This window comes from Pseudomonas syringae, from assembly GCF_021605415.1.
GTDB classification, from domain to species: domain Bacteria; phylum Pseudomonadota; class Gammaproteobacteria; order Pseudomonadales; family Pseudomonadaceae; genus Aquipseudomonas; species Aquipseudomonas syringae_S.
In genome coordinates this window covers 1-24,852 of record NZ_WKEQ01000029.1, presented here as the reverse complement: position 1 = coordinate 24,852, position 24,852 = coordinate 1, and the positions used below count along the sequence as shown (strand labels likewise).

The 24,852-nt window shown below is 58.9% G+C and carries 23 protein-coding genes; 17 read left to right on the top strand and 6 right to left on the bottom strand.

The window, feature by feature from the left end:
• Positions 1–28: 28 nt before the first annotated feature.
• Both GIW69_RS19260 and GIW69_RS19255 read right to left on the bottom strand, forming a co-directional pair.
• A complete protein-coding gene (locus GIW69_RS19260; protein ID WP_236484367.1) occupies positions 29–1,201 on the bottom strand; it encodes a patatin-like phospholipase family protein in 1,173 nt (390 codons plus the stop codon).
• Positions 1,202–1,236: 35 nt separating this feature from the next.
• A complete protein-coding gene (locus GIW69_RS19255; RefSeq protein WP_236484366.1) occupies positions 1,237–2,169 on the bottom strand; it encodes a lipid A biosynthesis lauroyl acyltransferase in 933 nt (310 codons plus the stop codon).
• Positions 2,170–2,286: 117 nt separating this feature from the next.
• Here GIW69_RS19255 and minC point away from each other — a divergent pair, with 117 nt between their 5' ends.
• From minC to GIW69_RS19210, 9 genes are all read left to right on the top strand, one after another.
• Positions 2,287–3,024: a septum site-determining protein MinC gene (minC, locus tag GIW69_RS19250; RefSeq protein ID WP_236484365.1), complete on the top strand. Its 738-nt coding sequence runs from the start codon at positions 2,287–2,289 to the stop codon at positions 3,022–3,024.
• A gap of 169 nt (positions 3,025–3,193) precedes the next feature.
• On the top strand, positions 3,194–4,006 hold the full coding sequence (gene minD, locus GIW69_RS19245) for a septum site-determining protein MinD (protein WP_236484364.1): 813 nt from the start codon (positions 3,194–3,196) through the stop codon (positions 4,004–4,006).
• The gene (gene minE / locus GIW69_RS19240; protein WP_003223146.1) at positions 4,006–4,260 is read left to right on the top strand and encodes a cell division topological specificity factor MinE; all 255 of its coding nucleotides are present in this window, start codon (positions 4,006–4,008) and stop codon (positions 4,258–4,260) included. Before minD ends, minE begins: the two co-directional genes overlap by 1 nt.
• Positions 4,261–4,362: 102 nt before the next feature.
• Entirely contained in the window at positions 4,363–4,998 is a 636-nt protein-coding gene (locus GIW69_RS19235; RefSeq protein ID WP_236484363.1) for an RluA family pseudouridine synthase, read from the top strand.
• Between the two features lie 41 nt (positions 4,999–5,039).
• Positions 5,040–6,140 carry a hypothetical protein gene (locus GIW69_RS19230; protein ID WP_236484362.1) on the top strand — a complete coding sequence of 367 codons (1,101 nt, stop codon included), beginning with the start codon at positions 5,040–5,042 and terminating at the stop codon, positions 6,138–6,140.
• 215 nt (positions 6,141–6,355) lie between these two features.
• Complete coding sequence (locus GIW69_RS19225) at positions 6,356–7,645, top strand: M18 family aminopeptidase (RefSeq protein ID WP_236484361.1); 1,290 nt, start codon at positions 6,356–6,358, stop codon at positions 7,643–7,645.
• Between the two features lie 119 nt (positions 7,646–7,764).
• Positions 7,765–7,941, top strand: a complete 177-nt coding sequence (locus tag GIW69_RS19220) for a hypothetical protein (RefSeq protein WP_236484360.1) — start codon at positions 7,765–7,767, stop codon at positions 7,939–7,941.
• A 75-nt stretch (positions 7,942–8,016) separates the two neighbouring features.
• Positions 8,017–10,173 (top strand): mechanosensitive ion channel domain-containing protein, encoded by a 2,157-nt coding sequence (locus GIW69_RS19215; RefSeq protein WP_236484359.1) that lies wholly within the window; start codon positions 8,017–8,019, stop codon positions 10,171–10,173.
• 65 nt (positions 10,174–10,238) lie between these two features.
• Positions 10,239–11,564 carry an amidohydrolase gene (locus GIW69_RS19210; protein WP_236484358.1) on the top strand — a complete coding sequence of 442 codons (1,326 nt, stop codon included), beginning with the start codon at positions 10,239–10,241 and terminating at the stop codon, positions 11,562–11,564.
• Between the two features lie 177 nt (positions 11,565–11,741).
• Here GIW69_RS19210 and GIW69_RS19205 read toward each other — a convergent pair whose 3' ends face one another.
• Complete coding sequence (locus GIW69_RS19205; RefSeq protein ID WP_236484357.1) at positions 11,742–12,455, bottom strand: UTRA domain-containing protein; 714 nt, start codon at positions 12,453–12,455, stop codon at positions 11,742–11,744.
• 362 nt (positions 12,456–12,817) lie between these two features.
• Here GIW69_RS19205 and GIW69_RS19200 point away from each other — a divergent pair, with 362 nt between their 5' ends.
• From GIW69_RS19200 to GIW69_RS19175, 6 genes are all read left to right on the top strand, one after another.
• Complete coding sequence (locus GIW69_RS19200) at positions 12,818–13,882, top strand: ABC transporter substrate-binding protein (RefSeq protein WP_236484356.1); 1,065 nt, start codon at positions 12,818–12,820, stop codon at positions 13,880–13,882.
• A gap of 176 nt (positions 13,883–14,058) precedes the next feature.
• Positions 14,059–14,865 (top strand): alkaline phosphatase family protein, encoded by an 807-nt coding sequence (locus GIW69_RS19195; RefSeq protein ID WP_236484355.1) that lies wholly within the window; start codon positions 14,059–14,061, stop codon positions 14,863–14,865.
• 5 nt (positions 14,866–14,870) lie between these two features.
• Positions 14,871–15,707 carry an ABC transporter permease gene (locus GIW69_RS19190; protein WP_236484413.1) on the top strand — a complete coding sequence of 279 codons (837 nt, stop codon included), beginning with the start codon at positions 14,871–14,873 and terminating at the stop codon, positions 15,705–15,707.
• Positions 15,694–16,494 carry an ABC transporter permease gene (locus GIW69_RS19185; protein ID WP_236484354.1) on the top strand — a complete coding sequence of 267 codons (801 nt, stop codon included), beginning with the start codon at positions 15,694–15,696 and terminating at the stop codon, positions 16,492–16,494. Before GIW69_RS19190 ends, GIW69_RS19185 begins: the two co-directional genes overlap by 14 nt.
• Positions 16,491–17,480 carry an ABC transporter ATP-binding protein gene (locus tag GIW69_RS19180; RefSeq protein ID WP_236484353.1) on the top strand — a complete coding sequence of 330 codons (990 nt, stop codon included), beginning with the start codon at positions 16,491–16,493 and terminating at the stop codon, positions 17,478–17,480. The genes GIW69_RS19185 and GIW69_RS19180 overlap by 4 nt, the downstream gene beginning before the upstream one ends.
• A gap of 127 nt (positions 17,481–17,607) precedes the next feature.
• The gene (locus GIW69_RS19175; protein WP_236484352.1) at positions 17,608–18,261 is read left to right on the top strand and encodes an HAD family hydrolase; all 654 of its coding nucleotides are present in this window, start codon (positions 17,608–17,610) and stop codon (positions 18,259–18,261) included.
• Between the two features lie 114 nt (positions 18,262–18,375).
• Here the strand turns inward: GIW69_RS19175 and GIW69_RS19170 are convergent, their stop codons facing one another.
• A complete protein-coding gene (locus GIW69_RS19170) occupies positions 18,376–19,338 on the bottom strand; it encodes a zinc-binding dehydrogenase (RefSeq protein ID WP_236484351.1) in 963 nt (320 codons plus the stop codon).
• A gap of 181 nt (positions 19,339–19,519) precedes the next feature.
• Between GIW69_RS19170 and GIW69_RS19165 the strand changes: the two genes are divergently transcribed.
• Together GIW69_RS19165 and GIW69_RS19160 are read left to right on the top strand one after the other, a co-directional pair.
• Positions 19,520–21,601: a carboxy terminal-processing peptidase gene (locus GIW69_RS19165; protein ID WP_236484350.1), complete on the top strand. Its 2,082-nt coding sequence runs from the start codon at positions 19,520–19,522 to the stop codon at positions 21,599–21,601.
• A 115-nt stretch (positions 21,602–21,716) separates the two neighbouring features.
• Positions 21,717–23,507 carry a bifunctional diguanylate cyclase/phosphodiesterase gene (locus GIW69_RS19160; RefSeq protein ID WP_236484349.1) on the top strand — a complete coding sequence of 597 codons (1,791 nt, stop codon included), beginning with the start codon at positions 21,717–21,719 and terminating at the stop codon, positions 23,505–23,507.
• A 71-nt stretch (positions 23,508–23,578) separates the two neighbouring features.
• Here the strand turns inward: GIW69_RS19160 and GIW69_RS19155 are convergent, their stop codons facing one another.
• Together GIW69_RS19155 and GIW69_RS19150 are read right to left on the bottom strand one after the other, a co-directional pair.
• Positions 23,579–23,995 (bottom strand): hypothetical protein, encoded by a 417-nt coding sequence (locus GIW69_RS19155; RefSeq protein WP_236484348.1) that lies wholly within the window; start codon positions 23,993–23,995, stop codon positions 23,579–23,581.
• A gap of 9 nt (positions 23,996–24,004) precedes the next feature.
• Positions 24,005–24,852: RHS repeat-associated core domain-containing protein (locus GIW69_RS19150; RefSeq protein ID WP_236484347.1), on the bottom strand; the 848-nt coding region annotated here is incomplete at its 5' end.

Genomic DNA, 24,852 nt, shown 5'->3' with positions numbered 1-24,852 from the left:
TTGCCAGCGATTTGCCGCACCACAAATCTCAAGCCGGAACCACCGCTTCGGATATCCCGAGGAACCGGCACAGTTCTTCACGCTTGGCCAGCGCATCAAGTCGCCCCAACTCGATCAACTCGCTGCAATAACCCGCCTCGAACAGCAGATAACTCAACACCCCCGCCCCGCTCGTCTTCGTCGCACCCGGCCCGCGCAGGAACAACCGCAGCGCCGCCGGCAATTCATGCCGATGCCGCGCCGCAATTTCATCAATCGGCTGACTCGGTGCAATCACCAGCACGTCCACCGGTGCCACGCCCAACGCACGGGTCGGCGTACCGGTCGGCATGAGATGGCTGAACTGGTTCAGACGCTGGAGCAACTCGATATCGCCCTCCAGGCTGTCGATGAACGTGCTGTTGAGCATGTGTCCACCGATCTGCGCCAAGGTCGGCTGTTGACCGGTGTAAGCGCGCGTCAGCGGCTGCTGCGGATTGACGCCGCGCGGATTGCCGCTCACGCCCACCACCAGCACCCGAGTCGCACCAAGGTGCAGCGCCGGGCTGATCGGTGCCGATTGCCGCACCGCGCCGTCGCCGAAATATTCCTCACCGAGTTTCACCGGCGCGAACAACAGCGGAATCGCTGAACTGGCGAGCAAGTGCTCAACGGTCAATTGCGTCGGCATGCCAATCCGCCGATGACGCAACCACGCGTCGATGGTGCCGCCGCCCTGATAGAACGTGACGGCTTGCCCCGACTCGTAACCAAACGCCGTCACTGCAACCGCGTGCAATTGCTTGCGCGCAATCGACTCGGCAATACCGGCCATGTGCAGTTTTTCATTCAGCAGATCACGCAGCGGTGAACTGTTGAGCAGCGCTACCGGCAGTTGCGCACCAAGCCCTAACAGACTGTGGCTGACAAAACGGCTGGCCTGACGAATCACCCCCGGCCAGTCGCTGCGCAACACGAGGTGGCTGCGAAAGCCCTGCCAGAACAACGTCAAGCGTTCGATGGCGGCGCGAAAATCCGTGGCGCCGCTGGCGAGGCTGACCGCATTGATCGCCCCGGCCGACGTGCCGACGATCACCGGAAACGGATTGTCCGCGCCCGGCGGCAGCAACTCGGCAATCGCCGCCAACACCCCCACCTGATACGCCGCCCGAGCCCCGCCGCCGGAAAGAATCAAACCTGTGACCGGTTCCGCTCGGCTCATCGCAACACTCCAGGGTGCTTAGAAGGATAGGTGAATCAACCGCGTTTGGCGTACAGCTTCGGCTCGCCCGGTGGACGGCTCTTGAAGCGGCGATGCGCCCATAGATATTGCTCGGGGCATTCGCGCAGCACGCCTTCGACCCACTGATTGATGCGGATGCAGTCGGCCTCTTCGCTCTCGCCCGGAAAACCTTCCAGCGGCGGATGGATCACCAACCGGTAACCGCTGCCGTCGGCCAGCCGCTCCTGGGTGAACGGCACCACCAACGCCTTGCCCAGTCGCGCGAATTTGCTGGTGGCCGTCACTGTCGCCGCTTGAATGCCGAACAGCGGCACGAAGATGCTTTGCTTGGCGCCGTAGTCCTGATCCGGTGCGTACCAGATCGCCCGGCCGCTGCGCAGCAATTTGAGCATGCCGCGCACATCGTCGCGCTCCACCGCCAGCGAATCCAGATTGTGCCGCTCGCGGCCGCGACGCTGGATGAAGTCGAACAACGGATTCTTGTGTTCGCGGTACATGCCGTCGATGGTGTGCTGCTGACCGAGCAATGCCGCGCCGATTTCCAGGGTGGTGAAATGCACCGCCATGAGGATCACGCCAGTTTTTTCGCGACGGGCCTTTTGCAGGTGCTCCAGACCTTCGACGTGGGCCAGTTTCGCCAGGCGCTGACGCGACCACCACCAGCTCATCGCCATTTCAAAGAACGCGATGCCAGTGGACGCGAAATTTTCCTTGAGCAGACGCTTGCGCTCAGCGGGTGATTTTTCGGGAAAGCACAATTCGAGGTTGCGCTTGGCGATGCGCCGTCGGTCGCCGGCGAAGCGATACATCAGCGCGCCCAAAACTCGACCGATGGTCAACAACGCCGGATACGGCAGCTGCACGATCAGCCATAACAGCCCCAGACCGCACCAAAGCGGCCAGAAGCGTGGAGAAAGAAATGCTGTTCGAAAACGCGGGCGTTCCATTAAAGCTTCCGTAAATACAGTGGCCGCGCATTCTACATCGTTCGACCCGGGTTGCGGCTGACGGGCGTTCTCGTTATAAGTCTCGGCACTTTTAGTGACAAGCCGTTGTATGCCGACATGAGCCAGACCGAACCGCTAGACCAAGATCCCGTGTTCCAGTTGAAGGGCAGCATGCTCGCCATTACCGTGCTGGAATTGGCCCGCAACGACCTCGACAGCCTCGATCGGCAGTTGGCCGCCAAAGTCGCCCAGGCGCCGAACTTTTTCAGCAATGCGCCGCTGGTTCTGGCGCTGGACAAACTGCCGCCGGGCGAAGGCTCGGTCGACCTGCCGGGCCTGATGCGCGTGTGCCGCCAGCATGGCCTGCGTACCCTGGCGATCCGCGCCAGCCGCATTGAAGACATTGCCGCTGCCATTGCCATCGATATTCCCGTGCTGCCGCCGTCCGGCGCCCGTGAGCGATCGCTGGATCTGCCTGACCCGGTCGTCGCGAAAAAACAGGAAAAGCCGCCCGAGCCGACCGTCAAAGCGACCCGCGTGATCACTTCGCCAGTACGTGGTGGCCAACAGATATATGCCCAGGGTGGCGATCTGGTCGTGGTCTCATCGGTCAGTCCGGGGGCGGAACTTCTCGCCGATGGCAACATCCATGTATACGGCCCGATGCGTGGTCGGGCGCTGGCCGGCGTCAAGGGTAATACCAAGGCACGGATTTTCTGTCAGCAATTGAGCGCTGAACTACTCTCCATCGCCGGCCATTACAAGGTTTCCGAAGACTTGCGCCGTGACCCGCTATGGGGCGCGGGCGTACAGGTCAGCCTGTCGGGCGACGTGTTGAACATCATTCGGCTTTAACGGATACTGCCGCATTTTCCAAGCATCTCTAAAACGTAGCGAAAACGGCTCAAACGAAGTAGGAAAAAGGCCAAAAGCCGAATTCCAGCCAAGGCTGTCCGACTGCAGTAGTTTTCAAGAGATGTTTTTCAAGGGCTAAAAAGTCCTTCTTCCTTAGGGGTGAAACACCTTGGCCAAGATTCTCGTGGTTACATCCGGCAAGGGTGGTGTGGGTAAGACCACCACCAGCGCCGCTATCGGTACCGGCCTCGCACTGCGCGGCCACAAAACAGTGATCGTCGACTTCGACGTGGGCTTGCGTAACCTTGATCTGATCATGGGTTGCGAGCGCCGCGTGGTGTATGACTTCGTCAACGTGGTCAACGGCGAAGCCAACCTGCAGCAGGCGCTGATCAAAGACAAGCGCCTGGAAAACCTCTACGTACTGGCCGCCAGCCAGACCCGCGACAAAGACGCGCTGACCGTCGAAGGCGTGGAAAAAGTCCTGATGCAGCTCAAGGAAGACTTTGAGTTCGTGGTCTGCGACTCCCCGGCAGGCATCGAGAAAGGCGCCCACCTGGCCATGTACTTCGCTGACGAAGCGATCGTCGTGACCAACCCGGAAGTGTCCTCGGTACGTGACTCCGATCGCATGCTCGGCCTGTTGGCCAGCAAGTCCCGTCGCGCCGAACGCGGCGAAGACCCGATCAAGGAACACCTGCTGATTACCCGTTACCACCCTGAGCGTGTCGAAAAGGGCGAAATGCTCGGTGTCGAAGACGTCAAGGAAATCCTCTCGGTAACCCTGCTCGGCGTGATCCCGGAATCCCAGGCGGTGCTCAAGGCATCCAACCAGGGCGTCCCGGTGATTCTCGACGACCAGAGCGATGCCGGTCAGGCTTACAGCGATACTGTCGACCGCCTGTTGGGCAAAGACAAAGCGCACCGTTTCCTCGATGTCGAGAAGAAGGGATTCTTCGAGCGCCTGTTTGGAGGTAGGTAATGAACCTTTTTGACTTCTTTCGTGCCAACAAAAAGCCAAGTACCGCCTCGGTAGCGAAAGAGCGTCTACAGATCATCGTGGCGCATGAGCGCGGCCAGCGCAGCACACCGGATTACCTGCCAGCCTTGCAGAAGGAACTGGTGGACGTGATCCGCAAGTACGTCAACATCGGCAACGACGACGTACACGTTGCACTGGAAAGCCAGGGCAGTTGCTCGATTCTGGAACTCAATATCACCCTGCCAGACCGCTGAGTCGATCCGGCAGGCACAACGGCGGCTCAAACGGCTGAAGCTCCTACAGGGGGTTGTCAGCCGTCTTGAGCCGCCGTTGGCATTTGTTATGAGGCTGTTTTAATGCCGTTGTCCAACATCCGCATCATTCATCAGGACGCCGCCGTACTGGTGGTGGATAAACCGACCTTGTTGCTCTCCGTTCCCGGTCGGGCCGACGACAACAAGGATTGCCTGATTACCCGTTTGCAGGAAAACGGCTACCCGGAAGCGCGAATCGTCCATCGTCTGGACTGGGAAACCTCCGGCATCATTCTGCTTGCCCGCGACCCCGACACCCATCGCGAACTGTCGCGACAGTTTCACGACCGCGAAACCGAAAAAGCCTACACGGCCCTCGCCTGGGGACAGCCGGAACTGGACAGCGGCAGCATCGATTTGCCGCTGCGCTACGATCCACCGACCAAGCCGCGCCACGTCGTCGATCACGAATTCGGCAAGCATGCCCTGACTTTCTGGCGCGTACTGGAACGCTGCGGCGACTGGTGCCGCGTCGAGCTGACGCCGATCACCGGCCGTTCGCATCAATTGCGCGTGCACATGCTTTCCATCGGCCATCCGCTGTTGGGTGACGGTCTCTACGCCCACGAACAAGCCCTCGCCGCATGGCCGCGCCTGTGCCTGCACGCAAGCATGCTCAGCTTCACCCATCCCCAGTCCGGCGAACGCTTGCGCTTCGAATGCCCGGCACCGTTTTAAGCACTGCCTGAGCGGCAGTCGCCCCGTTTGAAGGATTTCGGATGAGTTGTATTGATTCCCTGGCTACCCCCGTCAAAAAAGCCCGTCATCAACTGCTTTACCTGATTTACGGCAATCAGGATGTGTACCGGCGCGAAGCCAAGTTCAGCATCCTGACGGCATTGTCCCAGGCCAAAACCGGCGAGCGGCCGGTGATCCGGATCCTCACCGATCGCCCACAGGATTACGCTGGCTGGCCGGTGGAAACCGTGCTGCTGGATGACGCGACGCTGATTCGCTGGCAGGGCGTCCACGGCTACCATCACCGCCGCAAGGCCTGCGCGATTGCCGCCGGACTGCAACTGGCCGAAAAGACCTTGTTTGTCGACACCGACACTCTGTTCACCAGCGATCCAGACACGTTGTTCAAGCACATCAGCCCGGGTCAGTCGGTGATGGATCGCTTCGAATATCAGTGGAGCGATGTTTACCAGCGCCCCGAATATTTGAAACTGGGCCGCGACCTCAGCGTTCACGGCGTGACCCCGACCAATGGCTTCAAGCTTTACAACAGTGGCTTGTGTGGCGTGACCGACAAGGATTCGGCGTTGTTTGACGAGTCGATCCGCTTGATCGACGAATGCACCGTGGACGGCTTCGACATCCACACCATCGAACAGATCGCCCTGTCATTCGCCATGCGCGAGCGCCGGGTGTTCGAAGCGAGGAAGCACGTTTATCACTTCTTTGCCGAGAAGCGTTTTTTCCACGCGATGCAAGCTTATTTCTTCTCCCGCCACGGCGAAACGTTCAGCCAGCGTCTGGTCGATCTGTGCCACGACGTGCCTCGGGTCAAACCCTTTCCCTCGGCTTGGCAGCGGTTGAAAATCAAATGGAAACTGCGCAACCAAAGCGGTGTGATGCGCAAGGTGGGCCGAGACCTGCTGTACGGCAGCGCTGCGCCTGAAGATCCGTACTACAGTGTTTGTCGCCATGAATGGTGGGAATGCGCCTCACGGGAGATTCTGCGCTGGGACGAAAGCCGTCAGAAAAAGCTCCTCGACCAGAGCCGCTGGCCCAAGCAACTGCCGCGCCCGGGCAAACCCGAAGACGAAAAAATCATCATGAATTACCTGAAAAAACGCGTGAACGCGGCCCGCTGATCCATGCAATGACGTTGAAGCAACCCAATACCCTGTGGGAGCGAGCCTGCTCGCGATAGCGTCAGCTCAGCCGAGATTAATGTTGAGCGTAGCGCCCTCATCGCGAGCAGGCTCGTTCCCACAGGTTTCGCGCTCAGTCAGAGCAGAGCGTATGACATGTCCAATCCCGTCAGCCGATGCGTTAAACTCCCGCCCATTGCTGTCTGGAGTTACTTATGCGCGAAGAGTTGAACCAAGGCCTGATCGACTTCCTCAAGGCCTCCCCTACCCCGTTTCATGCCACCGCCAGCCTTGTTCAACGTCTGGAGGCTGCCGGTTTCATGCGCCTCGACGAGCGCGAGCCGTGGAACATCGAGGCCAACGGCCGCTATTACGTCACCCGTAACGATTCTTCGATCGTCGCCATCAAAATGGGCCGCCACTCACCGCTGCTCAGCGGCATCCGCCTCGTTGGCGCCCACACCGACAGCCCCTGCCTGCGAGTCAAACCGCAACCGGAACTGCAACGTCAGGGCTTCTGGCAACTGGGCGTCGAAGTCTACGGCGGGGCGCTGCTCGCGCCGTGGTTCGACCGAGATTTGTCACTGGCTGGCCGTGTCACCTTCCGTCGTGACGGCAAGGTCGAAAGCCAGTTGATCGACTTCAAGGCGCCGATCGCGATCATTCCCAACCTGGCCATTCACCTCAATCGTGAAGCCAATCAGGGCTGGCCGATTAATGCCCAGACCGAACTGCCGCCGATCCTCGCGCAGTTTGCCGGTGACGAGCGCGTCGATTTCCGCGCCGTGCTCACCGATCAACTGGCCCGCGAACACGGCCTCAACGCCGACGTGGTGCTCGACTACGAGCTGAGCTTCTACGACACGCAAAGCGCGGCGGTCATCGGTTTGAACGGCGACTTCATCGCCGGCGCGCGCCTGGACAACCTGCTGTCCTGCTACGCCGGCCTGCAAGCCCTGCTCACCGCCGACACCGAAGAAACCTGCGTGCTCGTCGCCAACGACCACGAAGAAGTCGGCTCTTGCTCGGCGTGCGGCGCCGACGGCCCGATGCTTGAACAAACCCTGCGTCGCGTCCTGCCGGAAGGTGACGAATTCGTCCGCACCATCCAGAAATCCCTGCTGGTCTCGGCGGACAACGCCCACGGCGTGCACCCGAACTACGCTGAGAAGCACGACGCCAACCACGGCCCGAAACTCAACGCCGGCCCGGTGATCAAGGTCAACAGCAACCAGCGCTACGCCACCAACAGCGAAACCGCCGGGTTCTTCCGTCATTTGTGCATGGCCGAAGAAGTGCCGGTACAGAGCTTCGTGGTGCGCAGCGACATGGGCTGCGGCTCGACTATCGGCCCGATCACCGCCAGCCACTTGGGTGTGCGCACCGTCGATATCGGCCTGCCGACATTCGCCATGCACTCGATCCGCGAACTGTGCGGCAGCCACGACCTGGCGCATCTGGTCAAAGTGCTGGGCGCGTTCTACGCCTGCCGCGAATTGCCGTAACCCCGGCCATTGCAGGAGCTGCCGCAGGCTGCGATTTTTCGATGTTTTTTTTAAGATCAAAGGATCGCAGCCTGCGGCAGCTCCTACACTTTCAATATCCCTTTGACAAGGCAGTCACCATGATCTCGATGTCCTCCTTCCATGCCATGCTCATTCCGATCCTGTGCGGAATGATCCTGCTCGCCACCGGTTTCAATTTCCGTGACAAGAACCTCGGTGTGTTCTCCATGTGGATTGGCATGCTGCTGATTCTGGGCACCGTGCTTTACAAGATCCTCACCAAACTGAACGAATAATCCGCGCCCGGCTCGCATTGGTTTTAGCGGGCTCGTACACTCGCTCGATCCACCCGTTTCGAGGTTGACCGCCCAGTGTTTGCTCGTTTGTTTGCCCTGCCCTGCCTTTTTCTTGTCTGCCTGATGACGTTGCTACCGCTGGCGCCTGCCCACGCGGTCGGTCTGCCGGGGATTCTCAACAGCTCAGGCAAGGCCCAGCCAGAAGCCCAGGAACCCTTGGGCCAGTCCCTCGACGAAGTCATCAAGTCACTGGAAAACGACCAGCAGCGCGCCCAGTTGCTGACCGACCTGAAAAAACTGCGCGACGCCACGCAAAAAGCCCAGGCTACCCCCGAAGAAGGTGTACTGGGCCTGATCGGCGGCACGCTGACGACGTTTGAAAAGCAGTTCACCGGCGCCGACAGCCCGATCAACCGTTGGATCAACGAATTTGAACTGGCCAGCGATGAGCTGTCGGCTTTGATGCTGCCGGCCAGCGAATGGCTGCCGATCATTTTCGGCTTCGCCATGATCCTGATGATCTGGAGCCTGCTCGCCGCCGCGCTGATCTGGCTCGGCCACCGCGTACGCATGCGGTTCGGCCTCACTGAAGAACTGCCACAACACCCCAGCGCCCTCGACATGCTGCGTTTCGCCTTGCGCAAGCTGGGGCCGTGGATGATCGCGTTGGCCATGACGGTTTACATGAGCTATGCGCTGCCGTCGTCGCTGGGCAAAAGCCTGGCGATGGTGCTGGCCTATGCGCTGGTGGTCGGCACCTGTTTCTCGGCGATCTGCGTGATTGCGTTCTCAGTGCTCGATGGCCCGCACCGTCACCGCGCGCTGTACATTCTGCGTCATCAGGCTTTCCGGCCGCTGTGGCTGATCGGCAGCTTCGCTGCGTTTGGCGAAGCGCTGAGCGATCCGCGACTGGTGCAAAGCCTCGGCGCGCATCTCGCCCACAGCGCCGCCACCGTCGCCAATGTGATGGCCGCGCTGTCCACCGGACTGTTCATCCTGCGCTTCCGGCGGCCCATCGCGCATTTGATCCGCAACCAGCCATTGTCGCGCCGCCTGACCCGCCGCGCCCTCAGCGACACCATCGATATCCTCGGCACCTTCTGGTATGTGCCAGCACTGGTGCTGGTCATGATCTCGCTTTTCGCCACGTTCGTTTCCGCCGGCGACACCAGCACCGCGTTACGCCAGTCGCTGATCTGCACCGTGCTGTTGGTGTTGTGCATGGTGATCAACGGCCTCGTGCGTCGTCACTCACTCAAACCGCAACGTGGGCCGAAGCGACATGCGCTGTATTCCGAACGTCTGAAAAGCTTCTTTTATACCCTCGCGCATATGCTGGTGTGGCTGGTCTTCATTGAACTGGGCCTGCGGGTCTGGGGCATGTCGCTGATCCGCTTCACCGAAGGCGAAGGCCACGAAGTCAGCGTCAAACTGTTCAGCCTCGGCGGCACGCTGATTTTCGCCTGGCTGATCTGGATTCTCTCCGATACCGCCGTGCACCACGCGCTCACCCGCTCGCGCAAAGGCTTGGCCAACGCCCGTGCGCAAACGATGATGCCGCTGATCCGCAACGTGCTGTTTGTGGCGATCTTCATCGTCGCGCTGATTGTCGCGCTGGCGAACATGGGCATGAACGTCACGCCACTGCTGGCCGGTGCCGGCGTGATCGGTCTGGCGATCGGTTTCGGTGCACAGTCATTGGTGGCGGACTTGATCACCGGCCTGTTCATCATCATCGAAGACTCCCTGGCCATCGACGACTATGTGGACGTCGGCGGCCACCTCGGCACGGTCGAAGGCCTGACGATTCGTACTGTTCGCCTGCGCGACATCGACGGCATCGTCCACACCATCCCGTTCAGCGAAATCAAAAGCATCAAGAACTACTCGCGGGAATTCGGCTATGCGATCTTCCGGGTGGCAGTGCCGTACAACATGGAAATCGACGACGCGATCAAACTGATGCGCGACGTCGGCCAGAAGATTCGCACCGATCCGCTGCAACGCCGCAACATCTGGTCGCCGCTGGAGATTCAGGGTGTAGAGAGTTTCGAATCCGGCAGTGCGATTCTTCGCGCGCGCTTCAAGACCGCGCCGATCAAGCAGTGGGAGGTTTCCCGGGCCTTTAACCTTTCCCTGAAACGACATCTCGACGAAGCGGGCCTGGATCTGGCGACGCCGCGCATGAGCGTGCAAGTGATCACCGCCGGCGGTGGCCAGCCGAAGGAATAGCACTTAGGCGCGACGCACCGGTCACAGGCAAGGAAGCCCGACAACAATAAACAAGGAGAAAACCGATGCAGCTGACACGCATTGCCCAGACTGTTTTGCTCACCTTCCTCGCTGGCCAGGCCGGCGCTGCGACGATGGAAAGCACCCGCACGCAAATCGCCGACCAAGCCAAGGCACTCGAACCGGAACTGCTGGAAACCCGCCGCGACATCCACGCGCACCCGGAGTTGGGCAACACCGAAAAACGCACCGCCGAGCTCGTCGCCAAACAGCTCAAAGCCTTGGGCCTGGACGTCAAAACCGGCGTCGCCCGCACCGGCGTGGTGGCTGTGCTCAAGGGCGGCCTGCCCGGCCCGACTGTTGCTCTTCGCGCCGACATGGACGCGCTGCCGGTGAAAGAAGTCTCTGACCTGCCCTTCGCCTCGAAAGCCAAAGGCACCTACCTCGACAAAGAAGTCGATGTAATGCATGCCTGCGGCCATGACGCCCACACCGCCATCCTGCTCAGCACGGCGAAAATTCTGACAGGCATGCGCGATACCCTGCCCGGCACCGTAGTGTTTTACTTCCAGCCCGCCGAAGAAGGTCCGAGCGACTTCATCCCCGACGGCAAAAACACTTGGGGCGCGAAAATGATGGTGCAGGAAGGCGTGATGAAATCACCCAAACCCGATGCCGTCTTCGGCCTGCACGTCTGGGCGGGCGTCCCCGCTGGCCAGATCGCCTACCGTCCCGGTCCGACTCTTGCCAGCTCCGACGACCTGCGCATCAAAATCCTCGGCAAACAAACCCACGCCGGCCGCCCGTGGGACGGTATCGACCCGATCACCGTTGGCGCCCAAACCATTGTCGGCCTGCAAACCGTGGTCAGTCGCCGCACCGACATTTCGTCCTATCCATCGGTCGTCAGCATCGGCACCATCAACGGCGGCACCCGCTACAACATCATCCCCGAATCCGTGGACATGACCGGCACCATCCGCTCCTACGACTACGGCATCCGCCAGAAACTCCACGCGGACGTGCGCCAGACCGTCGAGAAAATCGCCGAAAGCGGTGGCGCGAAGGCTGACGTGACCATCATTGAAAAATACGACCCGACCATCAACAACCCGGCCCTGACAGAGAAAATGCTGCCGACCCTGCGCTGGGCAGCCAAGGATGATGTTGTGCAAGGGCCATTGGTGGGCGGCGCGGAAGACTTTTCGTTTTTTGCCAAAGAGACGCCGGGGCTGTTTGTGTTTCTGGGCGTGACGCCGAAGGATCAGGAGATGAGCAAAGCTGCGCCGAATCACAATCCGGGATTCTTCGTGGATGAATCGGCGCTGGTGGTCGGAGTGCGGACATTGGCTTCGCTGGCGACGGATTATCTGTATGCCGCAGCCAAATAGACGATGACTAGCCTTTAGGAGCTGACGAGTGCAACGAGGCTGCGCCTGCACGGGCCCGTACGACCGGAAGAAACGGGTCGGCTGTCAGGCCGCCTTCGCGAGCAGGCTCGCTCCTACAGAAAAGCACAGCAACCCACGCGCTTTTGCTTCTAACCACTCAACAGGATGAGCGTTAACTCAAACAACATCGACCCCCACATGAATCGCATCATGCCGCCAAAACTCCAGATCGCAATCAATCAACCGGCCAAGCTGGTCATAATTGACCCGAGCAATCCGCAACCCCGGGCTCCCCACCGATACCCGTAAAGCCGCGGCCGCATCCGCCGACAGCGACGTCGGCACAATCTCAAACCGCACCCGCCCATAGTGCAAATCGTAATGCCGCGCATACAACTCGGTAATCGACTGATTCAAATCAAACTCAAGAATCCCCGGGAAGAACTGTGGATTCAAATAGTGCTCCACATACAACACCAACCGCCCATCGATCCGCCGCGACCGACAGATCTGAATCACGCTCGACAACGCCGGCAGCTGCAACCAGGCGCACACCGCCGCCGAGGCCGGCTGCAAGCGCGCCGAGATCATCTCGGTCGACGGCACTCGCCCCTGCGCACTGACCATCGCGTGAAAGTGACTGCGCTGCATCAGGTTATAAGCCAGACGCGGCGGCGAAACGAACCAGCCCCGGCGCTCCTCGCGATAAATCTGGCCTTGGGCCTCAAGCTGCAATAAAGCCTCACGCACCGTGATTCGCGTCGTGCCAAACAACTCACTGAGCTTGCGCTCGGCCGGCAACTTGCTGCCCGCCGCCAACAGGCCATGATCCAGTTGCTCCTGCAACACCTGACCAATCGCCGTCACCGCTTTGGTTGCTTCATCACGCATCAACGTTACCTATCTGGACTAGACCAGCACTGTTTCGGGGCAAAACCACACTGTCCATGTCGCTTCCTGGACGGTTACAAGCCTAGGCAGCGTAGATGACTGAGAGATGACAAAGCTGCCGAACGGTCACGCCCTCTTCTATTGAAAATCTTGCAATACATCGGCCAAGTGCCTTGTTCTTCGGTGCTTGAACCATGGTCTACGCTTAGCGAGCAACCGCCTGTTGCGGGCACATAAAACGTCTGCCGGACGCACACCGACATCAAAGTGTCATCCAGCCCCCTTAAATTGGCTCGGGTATTGCTGACCTAGACCAACACCACCGCAATCGCAGCGTTGAACACGACCCAAGGAGCTTCGGAATGAAACAGTTTTTCCTGGCATCACTGTTAGGCTCGACCATCGCCATGTGCACCGTCGCCATGGCTGCTGATGATTTGAAAACCCTCGAAGCCGCTGCGAAAGCGGAAGGCGCAGTTAACAGCGTCGGCATGCCCGATGACTGGGCCAACTGGAAAGGCACTTGGGAAGACCTGGCCAAAAACTATGGCCTGAAACACATCGACACCGACATGAGCTCGGCACAGGAAATCGCCAAGTTCGCTGCTGAAAAGGACAACGCCAGTGCCGACATCGGCGACGTCGGCGCAGCCTTCGGCCCGATTGCGGTCAAGCAAGGCGTGGTGCAACCCTACAAACCCACCACGTGGGATCAGATCCCGGACTGGGCCAAGGACAAGGACGGCAACTGGGCGCTGGCGTATACCGGCACCATCGCTTTCATCGTCAACAAAAAGTTGCTGCACGGCTCCGACGTACCGACCAAATGGGCTGACCTCAAGGGCGGCAAATACAAGGTGTCAATCGGTGACGTGAGCACCGCCGCGCAAGCCGCCAACGGCGTACTGGCGGCTGCACTGGCCAACGGTGGCGACGAGAAAAACCTGCAACCGGCCCTGCTGCTGTTTGCTGACATCGCCAAGCAAGGTCGCCTCTCGATGGCCAACCCGACTATCGCCACCATGGAAAAAGGCGAGATCGAAGTCGGCGTCGTCTGGGACTTCAACGGCTTGAGCTACAAGGCCAAGATGGCCAACCCCGATGACTACGTGGTGCTGATTCCGTCCGACGGCTCGGTGATTTCCGGCTACACCACCATCATCAACAAATACGCGAAGAACCCGAACGCCGCCAAGCTGACCCGCGAATACATCTTCAGCGACGCCGGCCAGACCAACCTCGCTCGCGGCAACGCCCGTCCGATCCGCGCCGACCACCTGCAACTGCCGGCCGACGTGCAAGCCAAGCTGCTGCCGAACGAGCAGTACAAAAATGTCACGCCGATCAAGGACGCCGACGCCTGGGAAAAAACCTCCAAGGCCCTGCCGCAGAAGTGGAACGAAGAAGTCATCGTAGAGATGAAATAACGGCGTAACCCCACTTTGGAATTCGCTGGAGATCCAAATGTGGGAGCGGGCTTGCTCGCGAAGGCACCAGGTCAGCCAACAACATTGTTGAATGATCTAACGCATTCGCGAGCAAGCCCGCTCCCACAGGATCTGAGTTGATTCGCAATATTTGAATTTTGCGGAGTTCTTGCCCTATGAAGCACAACGTCATCCTTGTCGTGCTCGACGGCCTCAACCACGAGGTCGCGCGTCACGCCATGGGGCATCTGCAGGCTTATGTCGGCGCAGGACGCGCCGCACTCTACCAACTGGAGTGCGAACTGCCCGCCCTGTCCCGACCGCTTTACGAATGCATCCTCACCGGCGTGCCGCCCATCGACAGTGGCATCGTTCATAACAACGTTTCGCGCCTGTCCAACCAGCGCAGCATCTATCACTACGCCCGCGATGCCGGCCTGAAAACCGCAGCGGCGGCCTATCACTGGGTCAGCGAGCTGTATAACCGCTCACCGTTCGTGTCGGCCAGGGATCGCCATACCGATGATCCGGATCTGCCGATTCAGCACGGCCACTTCTACTGGAACGATCACTACCCGGACTCGCACCTGTTCGCCGATGCCGAAAGCCTGCGTCTGCGCCACGGACCGAACTTCCTGCTGATCCATCCGATGAACATCGACGACGCCGGGCACAAGCACGGCCTCGACACCCCGCAATACCGCAACAGCGCGCGTTCGGCGGATATTATCCTCGCCGACTACCTGCAAACCTGGCTCGACGCTGGCTACCAAGTGCTGGTGACCGCCGACCATGGCATGAACAACGACCGCTCGCACAACGGCCTGCTCCCGGAAGAACGTCAGGTGCCGCTGTTTGTCCTTGGCGACGCCTTCAGCCTGAGCGCCGACGCTGCGCCCAGGCAGACGGAAATCTGCGGCACCGTGTGCGAGTTGCTCGGCGTGCCCCACGACAAAGCTGTATGCCGGGAGCTGCTCAAGTGAACTCAATGACTCGCGGCAAATGGCTGGCGGCCCTGTGCCTGGTGCCCTTCACGCTGTTCTTCATCGTGTTCGAAATCGCCCCGCTGCTTTGGGTGATGATCAATAGCCTTGAATCAGAAGAATTCGGATGGGGCATTGCCAATTTCAGCAAAATCTTCAGTTCGAAGTTCTATTTGCAGGCGATCCAGTACAGCCTTGAGATCAGTTTCTGGTCCAGCGTGTTCGGCATCATCATCGCCGTACTCGGTGCCTATTCCCTGCGCCGGGTCGATTCGAAACTGCGCAATTTCGTCAATGCCTTCGCCAACATGACCAGCAACTTTGCCGGCGTGCCCCTTGCCTTCGCGTTCATCATTTTGCTGGGGTTCAACGGCAGCTTCACCATCATGCTCAAGCAGGCCGGGATCATTCAGGACTTCAACCTGTACTCGAAAACCGGCCTGATCATTCTCTACACCTACTTCCAGATTCCGCTCGGCGTGCTGCTGCTTTATCCAGCCTTTGACGCACTGCGCGAGGACTGGCGCGAGTCCGCCGCGTTGCTCGGCGCCAACGGCTGGCAGTTTTGGCGGCACATCGGCTTGCCGGTGCTGACCCCGGCGCTGCTCGGCACCTTCGTGATCCTGCTGGCCAACGCCCTCGGCGCCTATGCCACGGTCTACGCGCTGACCACCGGAAATTTCAACGTGCTGCCGATTCGCATCGCGGCGATGGTCTCTGGTGACATTTCCCTCGATCCGAACATGGCCAGTGCCCTTGCCGTGGTGCTGGTGGCGTTGATGACCATCGTCACCGTCGTGCATCAGTTGCTATTGAAGAGGAGCTACCATGTCTCGCGCTGAATCCGGCCCGGCCGGTGTCTACCACCGCGTCGTGGTCTACCTGCTCTTCACCATCCTCTTGCTGCCACTGGCCGGCACGCTGGTCTATTCGATTGCCAGCAGTTGGTCGGCGACCATTCTGCCCAGCGGTTTCACGTTCAAGTGGTACATCCAGCTGTGGAGCGATCCGCGCTTTCTGCACGCCTTCGGCCAGTCGCTGCTGGTGTGCGTCGGTGCTTTGATCCTTTCGGTGGTGCTGATTCTGCCGCTGCTGTTCGTGGTGCATTACCACTTCCCGAAACTCGATGCGCTGATGAACATCCTGATCCTGCTGCCCTTCGCGGTGCCGCCGGTGGTGTCGTCGGTTGGGCTGTTGCAGCTCTATGGTTCAGGGCCGATGGCGATGGTCGGCACGCCGTGGATCCTGATCGGTTGCTACTTCACCGTGGCGCTGCCGTTCATGTACCGGGCGATCACCAACAACCTGCAAGCGATCAACCTGCGCGACCTGATGGACGCCGCTCAATTGCTCGGCGCCAGCACCTTCCAGGCGGCGATTCTGGTCGTGCTGCCGAATCTGCGCAAAGGCCTGATGGTGGCGTTGCTGCTGTCGTTCTCGTTTCTGTTCGGCGAGTTCGTGTTCGCCAACATCCTCGTGGGCACGCGCTATGAAACCTTGCAGGTGTATCTGAACAACATGCGTAACAGCAGCGGCCACTTCACCAGTGCACTGGTGATTTCCTATTTCCTCTTCGTGCTGGTCCTGACCTGGGTCGCCAACATCTTGAACAAGGACAAAAGCGAATGAGCTATGTCAGCGTCCAACACCTTCAGAAAAGCTACGCAGGCACCACGGTGTTCAGCGACATCGACTGCGAAATCCAGAAAGGCGAGTTCGTCACCCTGCTCGGCCCGTCCGGTTGCGGCAAATCCACCCTGCTGCGCTGCATCGCCGGCCTGACACCGGTGGATGGCGGCAAAATCCTGCTCGATGGCGTCGATATTGTGCCCGTCAGTCCGCAAAAGCGCGGAATCGGCATGGTGTTCCAGAGCTACGCGCTGTTCCCGAACATGACCGTGGAGCAGAACGTCGCGTTTGGCTTGCGCATGCAGAAGGTCAACGCCGATGAGAGCCACAAGCGTGTTGGCGAAGTATTGAAATTGGTCGAGCTGAACGATTTCGCCAGCCGTTATCCGCATCAACTTTCCGGTGGCCAATGCCAGCGGGTTGCCCTCGCCCGCTCATTGGTCACACGACCGCGCCTGTTGCTGCTCGACGAACCGCTGTCGGCCCTTGATGCCCGGATCCGCAAGCACCTGCGCGAACAGATCCGTCAGATCCAGCGCGAACTCGGCCTGACCACGATTTTCGTCACACACGATCAGGAAGAAGCCCTGACCATGTCTGACCGGATTTTCCTGATGAATCAGGGAAAAATCGTACAAAGCGGCGACGCGGAAACCCTCTACACCGCGCCCGTCGATGTATTCGCAGCCGGTTTTATTGGCAACTACAACCTGCTCGATGCGCAGAACGCCTCGAAACTGTTGCAACGACCGATCAGCCACCGCATCGCCATCCGCCCGGAAGCCATCGAGCTGAGCCTGAACGGCGAACTCGATGCCCAGGTGCGCAGCCACAGTCTGCTGGGCAACGTCATCCGTTACCGGATCGAAGCGCGCGGTGTTGAACTGGTAGTGGACGTACTCAACCGCTCGGCGGCGGATCTGCATCCCGACGGGCAACGCCTGGCACTGTCCATCGACCCGACGGCTCTGTGTGAGGTGGCATAGGAGCAGCTACAAGCTTTGAGCTTCAAGCTGCAAGCTGTGCGCTTCAAGTTGTAGACTGCCGACCATAAATTCACTCTTGCAGCTTGAAGCTCATCGCTCGAAGCTGTTCTCGCAGAGAACCGTACCAATGGCCTTGGCTATTTTTGATCTGGACGAAACCCTCATCCACGGCGACTGCGCCACGCTTTGGAGCGAACAGATGGGGCGGCTGGGCTGGGTCGATCCCGAGTCGTTCATGCTCAAGAACAATTCGCTGATGGATGCCTACAGCCACGGCAAATTGCTGATGGAAGAGTACATGGCGTTCAGCCTTGAACCGCTGATCGGCCGCACGCCGGAAGAAGTCGATCATCTGGTCGGGCCGTGGGTGGAAGACTTCATCGAACCGATCATCTTCAGCGACGCCACCAAAACCATCGCTGCTCACCGCAAGGCGGGTGACCGGATTCTGGTGATATCCGCTTCAGGCACGCACCTGGTCAGACCGATCGCTGATCGTCTGGGCATCGACGAAATTCTCGCCATCGAACTTGAAGTGGATCACGGCGCGTACACCGGCAAGACCGTTGGCACCCTGACTTATCGCGAAGGCAAGATCACCCGGTTGCTGGAATGGCTGGATGCCGAAGAGGAAAACCTTGAAGGCGCGAGTTTCTATTCAGATTCGCGTAATGACCTGCCGCTGCTGCTGAAGGTCGATTACCCGCACGTGGTGAATCCGGATCCGGTGCTGCTTGAGCACGCCGAAAAGGCCAATTGGCCGATCCATCTCTGGAAATGACAAAGATTTAATGTAGGAGAGCGCTTGCTCGCGATGGCGGTGTATCAGTCAACATTATCGTTGAATGAAAAACCGTCTTCGCGAGCAGGCTCACTCCCACAGGGTTCCGTGTTTTCAGGTCAGACTTTCGTCGATCACCAACACCAGTTTCCCTGCCACGGTGTTACTCGCCAACTCGGCAAACGCCGCTTCGGCATCCTTGATCGGGAATGCCTTGGCCAATTGCGGGCTCAAGCGCCCCTCGGCAAACAGCGGCCACACATGCTGGCCCAGATCGCTCAATAGATCGGCCTTGAACTGATCGCTGCGACTGCGCAGCGTCGAACCCAGTAATTGCACGCGTTTGGCCAGCACCTGCGCCAGATCGAGTTTCGCCTCCCGACCGCCCATCAAACCAATCAGCACCCAACGCCCGTCCTGAGCGATCAGCTTTAGATTCAGTGCTGAATAGTTGCCGCCCACTGGATCGAGAATCACATCAAACGGCCCCAGATCGCGCAGGCTTTCCAGGTCACCGGTGCGCACCACCCCGCCCTGAGCCCCCAATGCCTCGCAGTAGGCCAAGCGCTCGACTGAACCCACACTCACCCAACACGGGTTGCCAAATGCCTTGCACAGCTGAATGGCGGCTGAACCGATTCCACTTGCCCCGGCGTGCAGGAGAACTTTCTCACCCGGTTTGAGCGCAGCCAGTTGAAACACATTCAGCCAAACGGTCGCGTACACCTCAGGAAGTGCCGCAGCTTCGATTAGTGAAACACCTTCGGGCACTGGCAGCACATGCCGCCCGTCGACGAGCACTTCTTCAGCCATCCCACCGCCGGCCAGCAAGGCGCAGACGCGATCTCCCACCTGCCACGATGACCCGGCACCCACTTCGCTGATCACCCCCGAGCACTCAAGACCCAGCACCTGACTGGCGCCGGGTGGTGGTGGATATAACCCGGCTTTCTGTAATAAATCGGCTCGATTAAGGCCCGCTGCCGCCACTCGAATTCGGACTTGTCCTACATCGCACGTAAGACTCGGCCCATCAACCCATGCCACTTGACCTTCCACGCCTTGCAATGCCTTCACAGTGCCTCCATAGTGAGTCTGGACTGAGCCCGGCGCAGTAGCACCGGGCTTTTTGCATTATGCGACCGGCCCTGGGGTCTGGACGAAAGCTCACAGGCAGTTTTCGTACAGAGCGTTGCGGTACCGGCGACTTCAAAGACGGCCTAATATGCGTTATCAATTGTCCCCGCGTCGAATCAGCATGAAGCATTTGCTCCCCAGCACCGCCCTCGCTCTTTTCATCGGTATCGGTCTGTTGCCGATGTCGAGCAATACATTCGCAGCCAATAGCTGGGACAAGTTGCAGCCGGATCGCGATGAAGTAATCGCCAGCCTGAACGTCGTCGAGTTGCTCAAGCGCCACCATTACAGCAAGCCGCCGCTCGATGACGCACGCTCGGTGATCATCTACGACAGCTACATCAAGCTGCTGGATCCGTCACGCAGCTACTTCATGGCCAGCGACATCACTGAATTTGACAAGTGGAAGTCACAGTTCGACGACTTCCTCAAAAGCGGCGACCTCAACGCCGGTTTCACCATCTATAAGCGTTACCTGGATCGCGTCAAGGCACGCCTGGACTTCGCCCTCGCCGAGCTGAACAAAGGCGTCGACAAGATAGACTTCAGCAACAAGGAAACCTTGCTGATCGATCGCAAGGACGCCCCTTGGCTCAAGTCCACCGCCGAACTGGATGACCTGTGGCGCAAACGCGTCAAGGACGAAGTGCTGCGGATGAAGATCGCCGGCAAAGAGCCGAAGCAGATCCAGGAAACTCTCACCAAGCGCTACAAGAATCAGTTAGCGCGTCTGGATCAGACCCGCGCCGAAGATATCTTCCAGGCGTACATCAACACCTTCGCAATGTCCTACGACCCGCACACCAACTATCTGTCGCCGGATAACGCGGAAAACTTCGACATCAACATGAGCCTGTCCCTCGAGGGCATCGGCGCCGTGTTGCAGAGCGACAATGACCAAGTGAAGGTCGTGCGCCTGGTGCCGGCTGGCCCGGCCGACAAGACCAAGCAGGTGGCTCCGGCCGACAAGATCATCGGCGTTGCCCAGGGCAACAAAGAGATGGTCGACGTGGTCGGCTGGCGTCTGGACGAAGTGGTCAAGCTGATCCGTGGCCCGAAAGGCACCATCGTGCGTCTGGAAGTGATTCCGGCGAGCAATGCGCCAAACGACCAGACCACCAAGATCGTGCCGATCACCCGTGAAGCGGTGAAGCTTGAAGATCAGGCCGTGAAGAAATCCATCCTGAGCCTGAAACAGGACGGCAAGGATTACAAACTCGGCGTGATCGAGATTCCAGCCTTCTATCTCGACTTCAAGGCATTCCGTGCCGGTGATCCGGATTACAAGAGCACCACCCGCGACGTCAAGAAGCTGCTGACCGAACTGCAGAAAGAGAAAGTCGACGGCGTGGTTATCGACCTGCGCAACAACGGCGGCGGTTCCCTGCAGGAAGCGACCGAGCTGACCAGCCTGTTCATCGACAAAGGCCCTACCGTGCTCGTGCGTAATGCCGATGGCCGTGTCGATGTGCTTGAGGACGAAAACCCGGGTGCGTTCTACAAAGGCCCGATGGCGCTGCTGGTCAACCGCTTGTCCGCTTCGGCTTCGGAAATTTTCGCTGGCGCCATGCAGGACTATCACCGTGCGCTGATCATCGGTGGCCAGACCTTCGGCAAAGGCACCGTGCAGACCATTCAGCCGCTGAACCACGGCGAACTGAAACTGACCCTGGCCAAGTTCTACCGGGTTTCCGGCCAGAGTACCCAGCACCAGGGCGTACTGCCGGACATCGACTATCCGTCGCTGATCGACACCAAGGAAATCGGCGAGAGCGCGCTACCGGAAGCCATGCCGTGGGACACCATCCGCGCGGCGATCAAACCGGCGGCCGACCCGTTCAAACCGTACCTTGCACAGCTCAAGTCGGAACATGACACCCGCTCCTCCAAGGATGCCGAGTTCGTGTTCATCCGCGACAAGCTGGCCCTGGCGCAAAAACTGATGGAAGAGAAAACCGTCAGCCTCAATGAAGCCGACCGTCGTGCCCAGCACGCCGACATCGACGCCAAGCAACTGTTGATGGAGAACATCCGTCGCAAAGCCAAAGGCGAAGAGCCGCTCAAAGAGCTGAAGAAAGAAGACGAAGACGCGCTGGCCGCCGAGCCGGACAAGACCAAGCCGGAAGATGATGCCTACCTGAGCGAAACCGGGCGGATTCTGCTGGACTACCTGAAGTTGAACACGGCAGTCGCGAAGCACTGATGGCAATTTAATGGTGGCACTCGCTGGAGCGTCATCAAACAGTCATCATGCTGTCGTGAAATAAGGGACTGGGCGCTATAGGCGCCCAGTCCTTTTTTTATCGCCAGAGATTGCCATGACCACGACCGAACAGCTGAGCGCCTTGAGCTCAATCCTGACTCAAAGCGGATTGCACAGCCTGTTCCAGCCGATCATCTGCCTCTCCGAGCGTCGGGTGCTCGGTTATGAAGCCCTCACCCGTGGCCCTTCAAACAGCCCACTGCATTCGCCCGTTGCCTTGTTTGCCATCGCCCGCCAGGCGGGTCGCCTGAGTGAGCTGGAAATCGCCTGCCGTCAGAGCGCTTGCCGGCGCTTCAACGAACAACAGTTGCCGGGCAAGCTCTTCCTCAATGTTTCGCCAGAGTCTCTGCTCGAAGCGGCCCATCAGCCGGGCCGCACGTTGCAGTTGTTGCAGGACTTCGGCATTCCGCCGAGCCAGGTAGTGATTGAACTCACCGAGCAAACCCCGATCGATGACGTCCAGCTGCTACAAACTGCATTGCATCACTATCGCGCCATGGGCTTTTCCATCGCGCTGGATGACTTGGGCGCGGGCTATTCGAGCCTGCGGTTATGGTCGGAGCTGCGCCCGGATTACGTGAAGATTGATAGGCATTTTATCGACGGCATCCATCAGGACGCGTTGAAACGCGAGTTTGTCGGCTCGATCCTGCAAATTGCCAAAGCCTCTCGCGCACAAGTCATTGCCGAGGGCATCGAACTGCCGGAAGAGCTGGCTGTGTTGACGGAAATGGGCATTGATCTGGTACAGGGCTATCTGCTGGGGAGGCCTCACGAAAGCCCGCCCCGCGACGCCCGGGTTCTCATGCCCAAGCCGGACAACACCGCCGTGTCGCTGAACGACGAAGGCAGCGACCTCAGTGCGTTGCTTAATGAACAACCGGCCGTGCCGCGCGACACCCCGACTGCCACCGTACTGGAAGCCTTTCGCCGCCAGGCCAACCTCAACTCTCTGGCGGTGCTCGACGAACAGGGCCAGCCCTGCGGTATTGTCCATCGCCATTCATTATCCGACGCGCTACTCAAACCCTTCGCCACCGACCTGTTCGCCCGCAAACCGATCAGCCGCTTGATGAACGATGACTTCCTCGCCGTGGAGATGAGCCAGTCGCTGCAACAAGTCAGCCGCCTCATCACCAGCCGCGCCCGCCAACGCATCGAAGAAGACTTCATCATCACCCTCAACGGCGGATACCTTGGGCTCGGTCGAGTCATCGACGTGCTCAAACTAATTACCGAACTGAAAATTCAGCAGGCCCGCTACGCCAACCCGCTGACCTTGCTGCCCGGCAACGTACCGATCCAGCAATGCCTGACCCGCCTGCTGCAACAGGGCCGCGAATCCGTGATCTGCTACGTCGACATCGACAGCTTCAAACCCTTCAACGACATCTACGGCTACGGCCGGGGCGACGAAGTGCTGCTCTGCCTCGCGCAATGCCTGAACGAACGCGTCGACCCCTCTCGCGACTTCGTCGGCCACATCGGTGGCGACGACTTCCTCCTCGTCCTCGGCCCGGACGACTGGCGCAAACGCCTCAACCAACTGCTCGACGACTTCCAGAACCAATGCCGCCGCTTCTACCGCCCCGAACACCTCGATGCCGGTTGCTTCATCGCCCCCAACCGCCAGGGTGTACGGCAAGAGTTTGCGCTGCTGTCACTGTCCATCGGCGTGGTGCACTTGCATCCCGAAGCTTGTGCGGAACTGGACGCAAGCCAACTGGCGGAAATGGCTTCACAGGCCAAGCATCATGCCAAGAACATTGCCGGTTACAGCGTGCACGTGATTGATAGCTTGAGCGTATTTCCTGCTCACGACGCCCTTGCCTCGGGTCACCGTTAACATCAAAAGCTCACAACTTTTGATACTTACCAAGTGGCCTTCCAGGCAATACCGTAAAGCCAACAACAAAGTTACCATATTGATTGATCTTCCAAACCAGCCTTATATAAATCAGAAGCCCAAGTGATGCTTGCCAGCTTGTAAACATCTTGAAAAAAACCGCGAGGATCGTGAATTTCTGTTTCGTCCCATGCTAAAAATTCATAGGCGTCGTCGTCAGACTTAAACAGTAGTGAGAAATCAAAATGCTGCAACGACAGAGCATCCTCTAATATTTCAACTAACTTAAATTTATGCCTATAGCTCAGAGAATTGAATCGACTCAAGATAAAGCCACATATGATTTTCTCCCTATCATCTGAGTCGTTTGGATCGTACACCCATAATGCAGCACCTAATGTTTCCTCACGATCGAAAACGGAGATTCCACCCAACCAATAGGACAGGGTAGGTTCAAATGGAGTATTAAACTTCGGCCACCGCAACATATTTAGCTCCTAGTCTGGAAACGCCGTATACGGCATACCGCTGACCTGATCAAATCTGACCTCTGAATAATTTAGTTCTTCGATGAATTTGGGGTTAGCGTGATCTCTTCTGTTTGGCTTATAACCTCTGCCGCCCTTAGGCATCTCTTTCCTGATAACGGGATCGCCATCCCTCGTATACCCAGTCGGCATAGGGTTTTTCCTAGCCATTCTACTCACCGCATCAGTTAGCGCATTTAGCTGTAGTCGCCACGTTTTGAATTGAGAGCTAGGTCTTATCGGCCCCCTTTCACCTATTATTGTTGGATGACTGCCATCTATCGATCGCTGCTTAAGTGCTTCGTCTGGTATTTCCGGATTGTGCTTGGCGACGGTGTGCATATTGTATTTTTCCTCCATCTCAACCACCCGACGCTTGGCATTCCCCTCCGCCAATTCATCAATCCTCGCCCTGCGCTGTTGCGCCGTCATCTTCGGCAGAGATGGCTCACCCTCATCTACAACCGAATCACCCACCCCACCAGGCACTTTACACCCAGGCTTATTCGGGGGCGGACAGTTGGCATTCAACCCCAACGGATCAACCCACCCCGTCGGATTCGGCGTGTATTGATACTGGTTAAGCCCACCCGCCAGCTTCACCGGGTCCGGTGTCAGATACCGCCCAACTTCAGGATCATAGTAGCGATGCCGGTTGTAATGCAGGCCGCTCTCGGCATCGAAGTATTGGCCCTGAAACCTCAGCGGTTGTTCGAGTTGTTCACCGCCGCCATGGGTCAGTTCAGTCACCTTTCCATACGCGCTGTATTTCGCCGACCAGACGACGTCGCCGCTGTAGTCGGTGAGTTCCTGCGGTG

Coding starts and splice junctions, on each gene's coding strand:
- minE (WP_003223146.1), top strand. CDS start 4,006: ATGAACCTTTTTGACTTCTTTCGTGCCAACAAAAAGCCAAGTACCGCC.
- GIW69_RS19165 (WP_236484350.1), top strand. CDS start 19,520: ATGAAGCATTTGCTCCCCAGCACCGCCCTCGCTCTTTTCATCGGTATC.
- GIW69_RS19230 (WP_236484362.1), top strand. CDS start 5,040: ATGAGTTGTATTGATTCCCTGGCTACCCCCGTCAAAAAAGCCCGTCAT.
- GIW69_RS19190 (WP_236484413.1), top strand. CDS start 14,871: ATGACTCGCGGCAAATGGCTGGCGGCCCTGTGCCTGGTGCCCTTCACG.
- GIW69_RS19195 (WP_236484355.1), top strand. CDS start 14,059: ATGAAGCACAACGTCATCCTTGTCGTGCTCGACGGCCTCAACCACGAG.
- GIW69_RS19255 (WP_236484366.1), bottom strand. CDS start 2,169: ATGGAACGCCCGCGTTTTCGAACAGCATTTCTTTCTCCACGCTTCTGG.
- GIW69_RS19260 (WP_236484367.1), bottom strand. CDS start 1,201: ATGAGCCGAGCGGAACCGGTCACAGGTTTGATTCTTTCCGGCGGCGGG.
- GIW69_RS19200 (WP_236484356.1), top strand. CDS start 12,818: ATGAAACAGTTTTTCCTGGCATCACTGTTAGGCTCGACCATCGCCATG.
- GIW69_RS19210 (WP_236484358.1), top strand. CDS start 10,239: ATGCAGCTGACACGCATTGCCCAGACTGTTTTGCTCACCTTCCTCGCT.
- GIW69_RS19235 (WP_236484363.1), top strand. CDS start 4,363: ATGCCGTTGTCCAACATCCGCATCATTCATCAGGACGCCGCCGTACTG.
- GIW69_RS19225 (WP_236484361.1), top strand. CDS start 6,356: ATGCGCGAAGAGTTGAACCAAGGCCTGATCGACTTCCTCAAGGCCTCC.
- GIW69_RS19160 (WP_236484349.1), top strand. CDS start 21,717: ATGACCACGACCGAACAGCTGAGCGCCTTGAGCTCAATCCTGACTCAA.
- GIW69_RS19175 (WP_236484352.1), top strand. CDS start 17,608: ATGGCCTTGGCTATTTTTGATCTGGACGAAACCCTCATCCACGGCGAC.
- GIW69_RS19205 (WP_236484357.1), bottom strand. CDS start 12,455: ATGCGTGATGAAGCAACCAAAGCGGTGACGGCGATTGGTCAGGTGTTG.
- GIW69_RS19180 (WP_236484353.1), top strand. CDS start 16,491: ATGAGCTATGTCAGCGTCCAACACCTTCAGAAAAGCTACGCAGGCACC.
- minC (WP_236484365.1), top strand. CDS start 2,287: ATGAGCCAGACCGAACCGCTAGACCAAGATCCCGTGTTCCAGTTGAAG.
- GIW69_RS19220 (WP_236484360.1), top strand. CDS start 7,765: ATGATCTCGATGTCCTCCTTCCATGCCATGCTCATTCCGATCCTGTGC.
- GIW69_RS19185 (WP_236484354.1), top strand. CDS start 15,694: ATGTCTCGCGCTGAATCCGGCCCGGCCGGTGTCTACCACCGCGTCGTG.
- GIW69_RS19155 (WP_236484348.1), bottom strand. CDS start 23,995: ATGTTGCGGTGGCCGAAGTTTAATACTCCATTTGAACCTACCCTGTCC.